Genomic DNA, 14,048 nt, shown 5'->3' with positions numbered 1-14,048 from the left:
CTAAAGATTGTTTACACTAACACTACGATGACAGAATAACCTTCCAATCGCTGTTATCCCCAGATTTTTTGATTCCCTTTTCCAAAGGGGAAAATCCGGGGATAGCGTATGCTTCCGATGTAGCTTTCTTTCAGAAAGCTTGCAGGCGAACGCTTCGCTTTTTCAGGTTTTTTCTGTCCTCTCCGTTATCGTGTAAAAGATTAGTTCAACTTATATAACAAGTAGTCTGTAATACCAAAAGCCCCTTTGCCATCATATTGGCAAAGGGGCTTTTGGGTTATAAAAGGTCAGGCATTTCAGAAAGGAAATGACTTTCCTATTCAGCAGAATGCTTTTTATCTCCGTGGTACCCTTGATCTCCGTAGGGCTCTAACTGTTCAAACCAGCGGTTCAGACATTTGGCGAGTGCATCTTTGGGATCGTAATACGGGTTATCATCTTGTTTCAATGTCTCCAGCACCTCGATCACAAAAGCATTCTCTCCATATTCATTCCATTCAGCCTGCAATCTTCGATTCAGATGGCTACCCATCTGTAACATAAACCGTTGTCCGTTAATGGTTTTCAGGTTCAGTGTGCTGTCGATATAAACTTTACCGTTACGTTCATTCCGAATCTGGTAGACGCCCGCTTCCGTTTTAACTTCTTTGGCCTGTTCCTGCAATTCTTTGCGACGATTCATCTTCTCCTGCTCCCCCTTTTCTTTGCGCTCCTGTTTTCCAACTTTGGCGCTCTGTTGATCTGTGTGGCTTCCCAGCCAATACTGACTGCCGTCTGGCTCACGTTCCAGCAAACCATAGTCGACGAGATACCTCCGTATTTCCACGTAATCATCATGAACTTCCTTCAGCAGCTCATTGACCTGTTTCTCGGAATATTTGCGCTCTGTCTCGAATCGTTTGGCAATTTCGATGAGCACAATATATTTATGCTTTTGCTGCATATGAAACGTCGTCAGCCGACCGCCAGTACCCTCTGGAAAATACTTGTTTAACACCTTCTCCAGATCCTGTTCTGTAATATCAAATGAGTTCGGATGGATCGTATGTTCATGCCTTGTCACCGGAGACACCCATTCGGCTGGAGCCTGTGTATCCTTACTTTTGAGAAGTTCCATTAATGCCAGGAATATTTTGGCCTGCCGTTCCTTCTCCTTCAATACAAACCGATGATTCCGGATCGTGGAAGCACTCCCGATGCCAAGGGTCTTCTGTACTTCAGCATCCTTCTTGCCTTCATAGAATTGTGACAACAAGCCCCGCTGGACATCAGACAATCCGGTTACGCTTTTATCCAGCTCCAGCAAATATTCAAATACCGATCCATGAACATTCTCAATGTGCACTCGCATATAACGGGCTGCCTCATAGAGCACTCCATCTTCAGGATAGATAATCCCCGCTTCCGTCCTGTATCCGCAGCAGACACATATATAGGCGGGACCGTCCTCCATATAACCACGCTTGATCTCTTCCAATGAAGCTGTTTGCAACCAGGATTCCGATGATTTCATGTAAAAGCTCCTTTTTATCATTGTTATGGTCATTCCAACCGTATATTAATCAAATATTTTATAATTATGTTTGTTTATTTATAGATATAATATATTTTTGTTTATTATATGTCAATATAACGGAAAAGAATGCTGTGTTTAAAGACATAACGGATGCCCCTTGTTCAACAGAAAAAAGACCGCAGGGTCGCAACCCTGCAGTCTCATTTCAATCCCTGTTACAACTTAAACCGTTCAATCATGCTTTGCAGATCTTCAGCCATACGTGACAATGCTGCCGAAGAAGCTGCAACCTCTTCCATTGTAGCCAACTGCTCTTGAGCCGCCGCTGATCCATCTTCCGTTCCAGAGGCAATTCTGTCCGACAGAACCATTGTATCACTTACTGCCTTGTTGATATGACTCATGCCGCCATCAATCTGACGGGAAGCCGCGGATACTTCTCCAGCTTGTGCAGCCACCAACTGTACTGCAGTACGAATGTTATTGAATGCTTCGCCCGCTTCTGTAACCATCTGCGAACTCTTCACCATACCTTCTCCTGTACGGGCAAAAGTCGATTGCACCGCATTGGTTTTCTCCTGCATCTCATGCATAAGCTCATTAATCCGCTCAGCTGAAGCGCCTGAACTGTGAGCCAGTGTCTTCACTTCGTTGGCTACAACCGCGAATCCGCGCCCTTGCTCGCCAGCTCTTGAAGCTTCAATAGATGCATTCAAAGCGAGAATGTTCGTCTGCTTGGCAATGGCCGTAATCTCGGCCACGATCACAAGAATCTCTTCATTTTTCGCGCGCAAATCCTCAATGACCACAGACATGGCTTTGCTCTCATCATTCACCTGCTGAATATGGGTAACCGCTTCTTCTACTGTAAACATACCCGCTTCCGACTTCGTGGATGCATCCAGAGCGATACGAGCGGTGTCTTCAGCACTTGATGAGATCTCTTTGACTCCAATGGACATTTCGCCCACGAGTTGACCTGTAGCAGCAAGACTATTGTTCTGCAAAGTCGTTCCCGCAGCTGCATCCTGCATCAGTTCGGCCACCTGTTCTGTGGCTTTGGATGTCTGTTCGGAACTTGCCATCAGTTCTTCAGAAGATGCTGCCAGCTGGCTGGACGTATCATGTACCTCTCCAAGCACATTACGAAGTGAAGTCGTCATCGTGTCGAAGCTTTCCCCGAGCTGTCCGAACTCATCCTTGCGCTGCAAACCTACCCGAACGGTGAGATCCCCAGCGCTTACTTTGGATGCTGCCTGCGTTAATTGCAGCAATGGCCGGTGAATGCTGCGGATAATGAATATAAGCAGAATCAACCCGATAACCAATGCAGATGCGACAATTGTAATTGCACGGATCAAAATAGGCATTACGGCTTCACTTGCTTCGGAAGGAACCATCTCGCCAACAATTTTCCAACCTGTCACCGGATTGGTGAAATACACAGCTTCTACTTCGTGACCATCATATGTATACTTCACCGTTCCACTTTCCTTCGTATACATCTCATTAATGTAGCTTTCATCCGACTGTGTACCGGATTCGATATTGTAGTGGAACAGGAATTTGCCCCCGTTATCCAGCATGTACAGTTTGCCTTCTTTACCAATACGTATCTGATCAACGGATTCTTTCAGATGATTGAGACTGACATTGGCACCGAATACCCCTTTGCCGTCAGCCAGCTTGACCGCTGCGGTCACAACCCATTCGCCCGTCGAAGCCGACTGGAACGTATCCGAGATTACCGGTTCATCCTGGGACATGCCCATCTTATACCATGAACGTTCTCGAGGATCATAATTCTGTTCCTCGGATTCAGGGGACTTCATCCAGCTGCCATCTTCGGAACCTGCGGTAAGTACACCCAGTTCCTTATGATTCTGAGACATCCGATCCATCTGCCTTTGCAGTGCAGGGGATTTAGTAATAATATCGTTTGAAGTAATACCCGCAGCCATCTGCGCTGCGTTATCCTTCTCCATATCCAGCATTTGATTTATCTGCAGACTAAGCATTTCTGTTTTGGCTTGTGCGGAACGAATAATTTCCATTTTAACCTGGTCAGCAGCTTTTTGATAAGACAACCAACCAACAGTAATGCTCGGTACAATCAGGAACAGGAGCAATGCAGCGATCAGGCGTTTTTTTACGGTTAAAGTAAACCAATTTCGAATCCTTTTCTTCATATAACTATCCCCCATCATAATCTTCACCCATCCTTTTATCGGACAATTGCTGTAAAAATATTATGTATAGATACTAAATTAGTACAAATTTAATCTTTTCGGTCAGTTTAGATGGATTCACCTAATCCTTCTATTCGTTTTGACCCCCTTAGCGAGATCGTTTACAATGCTCATAAGCTGGCTATTCATGAAACGATTGGAAGGAGAGGATTCAAATCTTACGCAAGTCAAATGAAAGACAACGTATTTCCACGGTATATTCATCCATATTCCGCATTCTGTTAGCGCTTATCCTGTGTGCAGGCCCGATTCTGGGACAAGCTGGTATTACGGTATCCGCAGCGCAGGCGACGCAAGCAGTTCACATTGAAGTGAATGGTGAGCAACAATCCTGGAAGAACGCACCACTTATAATCAAAGGCTCAACGTTTGTTCCACTGCGGGATGTGGTCACATCGGTTAAAGGCACGTTGAAATGGGATAATCGCACCAAGACGGCTACCATTACCGTTGGCAGAGACAAGCTGATCCTTCAGGCTGGCAGCAACTCCATTAGGGTAAACCAGGTCGATCTGGCTACAGGTGTGAATTCACGTACCGTTAACGGTACGTTGATGGTACCTGTCCGGGCCATGGCTAATGCAATCAAGGCAGACATCAAGGTCCAACGCACAGCCACGGGGCAGATGAGTGTAAGTATGGTCACTGATCAAGTCAGCCTGCTGAACAGCGAGGTTGCCAGCGTGGATACATATCTGCGCGAGATCAACTATCCAGGTATGGCTCTGATCGCCCGCGATGGTGAAGTACTTCTAAAGCAAGGCTACGGACTTGCCGATGAACAGACGCTGAATCGACCGGATCAAAAGACCCGAATCGCATCGCTGAGCAAATCCTTCACGGCCGCGTCCATTCTGAGTCTCGTGGAGGATGGTAAGATTAATGTGCAAGATCCAATCTCCAAGTATATCTCTGGTATACCAAAGGGAGATCAGATCACGCTGCATATGCTGTTATCCCAGACTTCAGGTCTGCCATCTGCATTTGGTCGGGGTGAAGGAACTTCTATGGAAGAGACTGTAGAGGAGATTCGCCACAAAACGCTGAAGTTTGAACCAGGAAGTGCCTATCTGTACAGCAACAGCGGGTATGTTTTACTTGCATACGTCGTTGAACAGGTCTCTGGCATGAGTTATGCCGACTACGTGCAACAAACGATACTGAAACCACTTGGTATGAAAAATTCGGGAGAGGCCTCCCGTAAAGTGCACACGATTAGTGGTTTTGTTCAAGAAGATAACGCATGGGTAACTGCGCCTTACTATGTGTCTCAATCCGGATCAGGAACCATCTATTCCACGGTGGACGATATGCTGAAATGGGATCGTGCGCTGTATACGGACAAGATTCTAAGCCAGGATACGATTGAACAGATGTATGAGCCTTATTCTGATAAAAACTATGGCTACGCCTGGATTCTCAAAGAGAATGGCGCAAACCGTACCGTCTTCCACAACGGTAGTGGTGGCGGGTTTGCCACAGCCTTTTCACGTAATCTGTCCGATGATATCACCATTATCCTGCTTGGCAACCACGCAGGTATGGACATGACTTCACTTTTGGATGAAGTTGAGGCACATACAGCCAAAGCACTGCAATTGCAATAATCTATAATTAATAGCTTATAATGAGCAAAGAGACGGTCCTTTAAAGGATCGTCTCTTTGTGTTGTATATGTTCTCATTTTAACGACTCACACTTCCGTTTCGCTCAACCCACAATCCATCTCTTCTTCATCCTGCAAAAGGTAGATTTACTCATATTCTTATTAATGCCTAGGAGACATCCGCTCTTCATCATCTGTTTGCTTTAATGTTACAGGAAGTTTCCCCGCAAAAGGAATGCGCCCCATCAGCGCCTGAGCGACGCTATCCATGGCAAGTGGCCGGCTCTCGTAAGCCGCTACATAGACCTCGGCATCCGGGAGCGCCAGCAGATCATAGGGGCTTCGCAATGCCACAACAGCCAGCGGTTTGCCCAATTGCTGTATCCAACCAATCAGCCTGCACTGTGGATCGCCGGAGGGACTTCCCGCATTGTAGGTTCCCACCACAATCTGCCGAATGTCATCTGCTTCCGCTGCCTGAAGCAGACGGGCGGAACGAATGGCAACTTCCTCGGGCGTGACCGTCAGATCGACAACATCCAGACCATAAATGGATAAGGCTGAACCCAAGGTGAACGTCTGAGTCAACTGTTCGTCGGCAATTGTCGTCACGGACGTGGCAACCGTTATGACCAGCGTGCGTTCCGGCTTCAAAGGCAACATATTCAGCTGATCGCGCACCAGTGTGATACTGTTCTCGCTAATACGGCGGGCAACCTCTTGGTGTAATGAACTGTTGCGCTCCGACCCACTGGATAGAGCAGGAGCGTTTGATACCTTTGGCAATGATGCGTTCGATACTGCAATATTCACTTCCTCATCACCTGCACCGCCCGTTTCACTCTCCAGTAAACCACGCTTCGCCTTGTACATCAGCAAGCGATTCACCGACTCATCAACACGTCTCTCGCTAATCCGCCCGCTCCTCACAGCTGCTAACAAAGCTTCAAATGCCTCTGCCTGAAGCTTAGCCGTATGGCTAATTAACACCAGATCTGCCCCGGCCTCTACCGCCATTACGGCTGCATCGACAGTGCCATAGTTAACGGCAATAGCATCCATCTCCATGCAATCTGTCACGATCATGCCCTCATAACCCAGTTCCTGGCGAAGCAGACCGCTTAATACGGTTTTCGATAGCGTTACGGGCAGACGCTCTGGCTCCAGTACAGGAAAATAAATATGCGCCGACATCATGGCATCGACACCTTCGGCGATAGCGGCTCGGAATGGAATCAACTCCAGGCGCTCTACCCGTTCACGATCATGAGTGATGATCGGGAGGTCCAGATGAGAATCGGTATCCGTATCCCCATGCCCCGGGAAGTGCTTGGCTGTCGCTGCAATTCCAGCGTCCTGTATTCCCGCAATGGTTCTGGCCCCATATTCTGCAACCGATTGTGGAGATTCGCCAAATGATCGTACACCGATGACCGGATTGGCCGCGTTATTGTTCACATCCAATACCGGAGCAAAGTTCATGTTAATGCCCATGGACTTCAGCTCCAACCCACTGATATATGCCGCCTGATATGCATCGTCAATGGAACCGGCAGCGGCAATGGCCATTGGTCCAGGCATCAAGGCGATTCCTTCGGTAATTCGTGCAACCATGCCGCCCTCCTGATCAATGGATATCCAGAGCGGCACATTACCGCTGCTTTTGGCAATCTGTTGTAGCCCTAACGATAACCGCTCTACCTGCTCTGGCGACTCAACGTTGCGCGCAAAATAGATCACGCCACCGATGGGATACTTTCGGAGAAAGGGTTCCACATCGCCAGCAGCTTCGGTTCCATGAAAGCCACAAAGCAGCATTTGCCCGACTTTCTCACGCAAGGTCATCTGTTTCAGCCTCGAATGGTATAACTCTTTTGGCCCACTCATTTCATGCCTCCCCCCGATAACAAACATCCATTCATTCATATAACAAAAACGGCTTTCGCCGCTCCTTCCATTCCGCTGCTTGTACATTCCACTCTTCGATTAAACGAACGAAGCCCGCCCGGTCATAGATCGTTTCCCTGACTTCCTTCCCCCCTGCCAGCAGGTCGATAAAGTACCTTGAACCCGGCTCTGGTGGCTCCAGCCAGCAGAATTGCTCCGGATAGAGTGACACCAGTTCATGCAAAAGCACTAGCCCTGTCTCTACCGCTCGGAATTTCCTGCTGTCCGTTACAAAAATCCTTACACCACCACACAGCTCACCTGCATGTTTGGAGAATGTTGGGGACATGTACACTGGATGCACATGCACACCTTCCAGCTTGTATTCCCGAAATCGTTCCGCCAAACGTTCACCGTCAACCCAGGGTGCCCCAATCCACTCGAATGGGCGGGTCGTGCCCCTGCCCTCCGATACATTAGTGCCTTCGAGCAGGCATGTACCCGCATATACCCGCACACTATCCAGCGTGGGCATATTGGGAGAGGGTAACATCCAGGGAAGCCCACAATCCGCAAACTCCATGGAGCGCTGCCATCCTTCCATGGCAACCACGTCCAATTCGCAAGGTACATCCATCTCGCTGTTGACCATCAGGGCGAGTTCACCTACCGTCAATCCGGTACGTACAGGTACACGCCAAGCGCCCACGAGTGATTCATACCCCGCGTTCAACACACCGCCTTCCACAACGTTTCCACCGAGCGGATTGGGACGGTCCAGAATCAGTATACGTTTGCCTGCTCCAGCACAGGCATCCATCATATGGAACAAGGTTGAGGCATACGTGTAATAACGGATGCCCACATCCTGAATGTCGAACAGCACCGTATCCACTCCAGCCAGCATTGCAGGTGTAGGTTTCTTGTAATCTCCATACAGGCTGAACACCGGAATGTCCAGACGTGGATGAAACATGTCTCCGAATCTGACACCCGCCTGAAGCTCTCCAGACAGTCCGTGCTCACAGGCATAGAGCGCTGTAAGCTCGGTATTAGCCAGTCCGGCGCACACATCTATTGTCGATACAAAATCCGCTGTAATACCAGTCGGGTTTGTAATTAGACCGATTCGATTACCCGTTATCCATGGATGCGATAACCCTCTGGACAGAAGATCAACTCCCGCTTTTACAGCCGGGATCTGCTCGGTCCCATTCAACTGACCCATCACACATTCCCCTGGCTGACCCAGCCTGTATGCTGGTGATCATTACCACCTGTTACGACAGGCTCTTCTTCAGGCTCCAACACATTAAGAGCAACCTTATGCTGATAGATGGCAAACATACCTCCAAACAGCGCTCCGAAACCAACGACAGTCAGCATCAGCAGAGCCGTCAGGCACATGGCCTGAAAACAAGCGCCCATCGTGTACCCAGGGTGACGGAAGAACAGCTTTACACTTTCCCCCATCGCCTGAACGATGCCCATGTTTTTTTGTAAAAAAAGCTGCCAGGTATAGAACTGTGACATCAGCGCCATGAGAACAAAGAACGTCTGGAATACACCCACTGCTGTACCTGTAATTCCACCCTGTCCACCGTAATACCACCAGGTTGACCATAGAATGAAGCCAAGCACTGCGAAAAGCACACCCACCGAGCCTCCCGGGATTATTCCCTTCAATGTTCCGACCCAGATATCCTTAAGTCCATTGCGCCGTTCCTTACGTTCCAATCTGTGATGTACGGCATAACAAACACCGAACAGGATGGGCATATACATCAAAGCCAGAAGCAGTATAGCGATCGGCAGCGGAGCAAACATCAGAATGGGAACCAATACGATGGAACTAACGACACTGTACAAGGCCACCGAAATAATATCCCGATAGATTTCCGCGCCCGACTTAATCAATACTTCACTCAGCTTACGCATTTTTATTCTCCCCTTTCTCACCGTTCCTTCTTCACCAGGCATCGTCTCTTACTCACGTCCTATCGCAAGCTCCGTCTCTGGATCGAAAAAGTGCGCCTTACGCAGGTCCAGCACAAAATTTTTGTCCATACCTACATAAGCATGTGTTTCTGGGTGAACCTTGGCCGTAACAGTACGGGTACCGGAATGGAAATACACCAAATTCTCGGAGCCCAGATGTTCTACAACCTGAACTCGTGCCTGCAGCATATGGTCTGTTGGGATATTCGGAGCGACATCATCACCAAAAATATGCTCTGGACGCAGACCCATAATCACCGGCTTGCCTTGATGACTCTGAAGACGAGCGAGTACATCTTCTGGCAAGGTGAATGATGCACCGTCCACGACAACCTGCGTGCCTTCAATCCGGGCATCAATGAAGTTCATCGCCGGAGAACCGATAAATCCGGCAACAAACATATTCCGCGGACTCGCATACAGTTCTTTTGGTGAAGCCACCTGCTGAATGTCTCCATGATTCATGACCACGATGCGTTCCCCAAGTGTCATGGCTTCTACCTGATCATGCGTCACGTACACAATCGTGGCACCGAGACGTTTATGCAGCTCACCCAACTCCACCCGCATCTGTACCCGCAACTTGGCATCCAGATTGGACAGTGGTTCATCGAATAAAAACACCTGCGGATCACGGACGATCGCCCGTCCCACCGCAACACGCTGGCGCTGACCACCAGACAGCTCGCGTGGTTTGCGCTCCAGCATCGCTTCCAGTCCCAGAATGGAGGCCGCATTCTGCACCTGTTCATCAATATAGGACTTTGGCTTTTTCAGGTTTTTCAGGCCAAAGGAAAGATTCTCACGGATGGTCATATGCGGATAGAGTGCATAATCCTGAAACACCATCGCGATATCGCGATCCTTCGGATGCAGATCGTTAACTAGCCGGTCACCGATCACAATATCACCGCTTGTTTGCTTTTCAAGTCCGGCAATCATCCGCAGTGACGTTGTCTTGCCACAGCCCGAAGGACCCACAAACACTACGAATTCCTTATCTTCTATAACAAAGTCCGAGCCGGCCACAGCCGTGAACGTTCCTTTATGATCGTCTTTGAATTCTTTGCGCACTTGGCGAAACTCCACGCGTGCCATAGGTAGATCCCCCTTTACGTTGTCGCTTGTCCTGAACTATATAAGTTCAACTAACGAATATTTACACTTGCACTCCGATGACAGAACAACCTTCCGATCGCTGTTATCCCCAGATTTCTTTGATTCCTTTATAAAAGGGGAAATCCGGTGATAAAGGCGAACGCTTTCGCTTCTTCAGGTTATTTCTGTCCTCTCCGTTATAGTGTAAATGTTTAGTTGAACATATATTGGAATTAACCTTTGACTGCACCGATCGTAATGCCTTGTAGGAAATAACGTTGCAGTGAGAAAAACAGAATGATCATGGGCAGCGCACCTATTGTAGCCCCAGCCATCATTGCGCCGAAATCCGTTGATTCGGCAAATACAAACGAGGCCAGCCCCACCTGAATAGTACGCATCTCGTTGGAATTGGTAATGAGGAACGGCCAGAAGAATTCATTCCACGAAGCTACAAACGTGAATATCGCCAGCACCGCAATTCCCGGCTTTGCCATCGGCAGAATGACTTTCCAGAAGATACCGAATTCACTACATGCATCGATACGTGCCGCATGAATCAGCGATGTGGGCAACGTGGACATGAACTGTTTCATTAGGAATATGTTCCCTACGCTAACGGCAGCAGGCAGAATAATGGCCGTATACGTATCCCCTAAGTCAAACACGTTAACCATCAGAATGTACAAAGGAATTAGTGTCACCTGCGCCGGGATCATCATGGTCCCAAGCAAAGTCCAGAATACCGCCTGACTACCCGGAAACTTCAGTTTGGCAAACGCATATCCCGCCAGGGAGGCGAAGAATACATTTGTGACGGTCAGAATGATCGAGATGAGCAGCGAATTGTACAGCCAGCGCCAGGCATCAGTTTTGGCAAAAAAGCGCTCATATGGTGATAACGACAACTGCTCCGGAATCATCTGTGGTTTAAACGAAGCCGACATCGCGCTATCCTGCACCGAACCAACGAGCATCCAATACATCGGAATGACCGTCACCAGCGCCCAGACTACCAGCAGAATGGATGCAACAACGAGCAGAATCTTTTTCTGTGTTGATTTCATGGATTTCATTCACCCCCGGATGCTTAATGCAACGTGCTCTAATAGTCCGTGTTTTGAACTACCTCTAATACTCAATATCGCTGGAGAAATATTTGAACTGTATGACGGAGATGACAATGATGATAATCGCCAGTACAAACGACTGAGCCGAAGCCAATCCGAACTCATAGAATTTAAATGCCGTTTCATAGATCAGATAAGCGATTGTTGTTGTCGCAAAGTTTGGTCCACCCTGTGTCATGAGATAAACCGAGATAAACACCTGGAAGGATGTAATGACACCCGTGACGAGCAGATACAGCGTCGTTGGTTTGAGCAGCGGCCATGTAATCTTGCTGAACTGGGTCCAGCCGCTGGCATGATCAATATCCGCCGCTTCGTACAGCGATTTCGGAATACCACCCATGGCTGCCAGATACAGAATAATGCCCGCTCCGTGCGATCCAAGCCAGTTCATCAGAATGAGGGAAAAAAGTGACGTTCCCGACTGGCCCAACCAGATCACCGGATCAAGGCCAAACAAGCCGAGAAAACGGTTGAGCAGCCCCGAATCGGTAGGATCAAAGATTGCCAGCCATACAATGGAGATGGTTACCCCGGAGGCTACCGCAGGCAGATACATGGTAGCTTTGAAAAAAGTCTGCCATTTAGTTTTCATTTGATAGATGAAATAAGACAGTACAAATGTAATGAGAATATTGACCGGGACTGTGCCCACGGTGAAGATCACTGTATTTTTAATCGACTTCCAGAACGTCTCATCCTTCACTAAACGCTCGTAGTTATCCAATCCAACCCACGTTGAGTTCATAATGTTGTATTTCTGGAAGCTCATCACAAGAGCCGTCAGAACAGGATACAGTGTGAAAATGAGAAACAGCAGGACAGGCGCCAAAATAAACAAATACGCCCACCCGTAGTCTCGCCAAAACCGGGCAACCCGGGAAGTCCGAGGCACTGACGGTTTTGGCGCAAGGGCGGTCTGCATGGCGAATCCTCCTCTCCTAATCAGTGTGGTTTTACGTTATGTTTGATTGTCTGAGTTACTGTCCAAACATCTGCTGGCCTTTGCTCTTGAAGTCTTCTGCGATCTGCTCCGGTGTTTTCTCACCCGAGAACAGCGCCTGAATATTAGGCTTCACCACCTGTTCCTTGAATTGTTTTTGCTGAGATGCTTTGTCGATATCCAGTTCAAGTACAACCGGCATCGCGATATTCTCTGCCATGACTTTTGCAGCAGCCAGATTATCCGGTTGACCAAGCTCTTTTCCTTTAAACAGATCCACCTGGGACTGTCTTACGAATGGAAGCGCCAGTTCATTGGCCGAGTTCCCTGCTTTGGCACCACTAAGCGCCTCCATCACCAGGAACGTATTTTTGGCATGCTGTTCGCCCTTGTCCTTTTTCTGTTTGAAGGCTACATACCCTTCGCCGCCCAGCGTTGTGGCCGCAGGTTGATCATCATTATGTGGTACAGGCAACAGGACAAAATCAATCTTCTCTCCCTGCACCTTGCCATCATCGATGTCCTTGTTGCGATTCTGAATCATCACATCATAATAAGGAATCGCTTTGGAGATAATCGCCGTTTCCCCCGCGTAGAACATATCCGTCCGTTTTGCTGGAGCAAGAGCCGCCGTTTCCTTCGGCATATACCCTTGATCCATCAGGTTTTTGATAAAAGAGAGGGTATCCAGAATGCGACCATCATTCCATTGGAACGTGCCGTCTTTATCAAGAACATCGATCATCCCGTTATTCCGGGACAGCATTTCAATGAAGTCAAGCGAGGTTCCGTCGGTAACCAGTGCATATTGCTTGGCCCCGCCATCCAGCGTTTTGGTCAGCTTGGCAGCAGCATCGTTGAATTCGGACCAGGTCCAGCCATTTTGCTGAATGGACTTCCAATCAATTCCTGCTTCCTCCAGAATGCGTTTGTTCCCACCCCAAGCCCATTGGAATTGATACAACGGCAGTCCATACTGTTTCCCCTGAATCTGGCCTAAATCCAGCGTGCCCGGCAGGTAGTCGTCCTTGATCTCAGGTGTCAGGTAGCTGTCCAGCTCAAGTGCCAATCCCGTATTCACATATGTGCCGTCTACGCTATGAAAGTAAAGATCCGGTGGGTTACCTGCGTTCAGAGCGACATCGAATTTTTTGGGCCCTTCCGCCCAAGAAAGCATTTCCGTCTTCACGGTAATGTTCGGGTGTTCTTTATTGAAATCAGAGATTAGATCCTTCAGTTCATCTTCATATGTGCCATGTACAGGATAGGTCCATACCGTTACCGTATCATCGGCATTCGGGTCATCCGAAGCAGCACCTCCGCTATTCCCACAGGCAGTAACCAAAACCATCATCAACAACATTGCCCATACCAGACCCTTCTTTTTCATCCCTTCATCTCCTTTGCATGTCATCATCCAATTCTTTCATTGCCTAACCATGCTACCCCTTTGTGATCGTTCAGCCTTCAAACGCCGTCCACCTATACACGCGGCAGTAAGGAAAAGCACCTCCCCTGTAGATTGGGCCTGCCAGTCGCAAGCTAAATCTCTTAAATGCAATATTAACGTCAACTTAATTGACATTAACAGTATTAATTCCTTCCAAAATTGTAGATTGAA

The 14,048-nt window shown here is 48.3% G+C and carries 10 protein-coding genes; 1 reads left to right on the top strand and 9 read right to left on the bottom strand.

Features of this window, described 5'->3' with window-relative positions; translation table 11 throughout:
• Positions 1-316: 316 nt before the first annotated feature.
• On the bottom strand, positions 317-1,513 hold the full coding sequence (locus tag MHH92_RS01870; RefSeq protein ID WP_340901657.1) for a DUF2087 domain-containing protein: 1,197 nt from the start codon (positions 1,511-1,513) through the stop codon (positions 317-319).
• 218 nt (positions 1,514-1,731) lie between these two features.
• A complete protein-coding gene (locus MHH92_RS01865) occupies positions 1,732-3,705 on the bottom strand; it encodes a methyl-accepting chemotaxis protein (RefSeq protein ID WP_340901656.1) in 1,974 nt (657 codons plus the stop codon).
• 371 nt (positions 3,706-4,076) lie between these two features.
• Between MHH92_RS01865 and MHH92_RS01860 the strand changes: the two genes are divergently transcribed.
• Positions 4,077-5,372, top strand: a complete 1,296-nt coding sequence (locus MHH92_RS01860) for a serine hydrolase (protein ID WP_340901655.1) — start codon at positions 4,077-4,079, stop codon at positions 5,370-5,372.
• Positions 5,373-5,533: 161 nt separating this feature from the next.
• Here MHH92_RS01860 and nagZ read toward each other — a convergent pair whose 3' ends face one another.
• The 7 genes from nagZ to MHH92_RS01825 all read right to left on the bottom strand — a co-directional run bounded on the left by nagZ (position 5,534) and on the right by MHH92_RS01825 (position 13,817).
• Positions 5,534-7,258, bottom strand: a complete 1,725-nt coding sequence (gene nagZ, locus MHH92_RS01855; RefSeq protein WP_340901654.1) for a beta-N-acetylhexosaminidase — start codon at positions 7,256-7,258, stop codon at positions 5,534-5,536.
• A 31-nt stretch (positions 7,259-7,289) separates the two neighbouring features.
• Positions 7,290-8,486 carry a DUF1343 domain-containing protein gene (locus MHH92_RS01850; protein WP_340901653.1) on the bottom strand — a complete coding sequence of 399 codons (1,197 nt, stop codon included), beginning with the start codon at positions 8,484-8,486 and terminating at the stop codon, positions 7,290-7,292.
• The gene (locus MHH92_RS01845) at positions 8,486-9,196 is read right to left on the bottom strand and encodes a hypothetical protein (protein ID WP_340018966.1); all 711 of its coding nucleotides are present in this window, start codon (positions 9,194-9,196) and stop codon (positions 8,486-8,488) included. The genes MHH92_RS01850 and MHH92_RS01845 overlap by 1 nt, the downstream gene beginning before the upstream one ends.
• 48 nt (positions 9,197-9,244) lie before the next feature.
• On the bottom strand, positions 9,245-10,354 hold the full coding sequence (locus MHH92_RS01840) for an ABC transporter ATP-binding protein (RefSeq protein WP_340901652.1): 1,110 nt from the start codon (positions 10,352-10,354) through the stop codon (positions 9,245-9,247).
• A gap of 233 nt (positions 10,355-10,587) precedes the next feature.
• Complete coding sequence (locus MHH92_RS01835; RefSeq protein WP_017691096.1) at positions 10,588-11,421, bottom strand: carbohydrate ABC transporter permease; 834 nt, start codon at positions 11,419-11,421, stop codon at positions 10,588-10,590.
• A gap of 64 nt (positions 11,422-11,485) precedes the next feature.
• Entirely contained in the window at positions 11,486-12,409 is a 924-nt protein-coding gene (locus MHH92_RS01830) for a carbohydrate ABC transporter permease (RefSeq protein WP_340901651.1), read from the bottom strand.
• Between the two features lie 55 nt (positions 12,410-12,464).
• A complete protein-coding gene (locus MHH92_RS01825; RefSeq protein WP_340901650.1) occupies positions 12,465-13,817 on the bottom strand; it encodes an ABC transporter substrate-binding protein in 1,353 nt (450 codons plus the stop codon).
• Positions 13,818-14,048: the final 231 nt, after the last annotated feature.

The sequence above is a fragment of the Paenibacillus sp. FSL M7-1414 genome, from assembly GCF_038003195.1.
Classification (GTDB): Bacteria; Bacillota; Bacilli; order Paenibacillales; family Paenibacillaceae; genus Paenibacillus; species Paenibacillus amylolyticus.
This window is presented reverse-complemented; position numbering and strand designations above follow the sequence as displayed.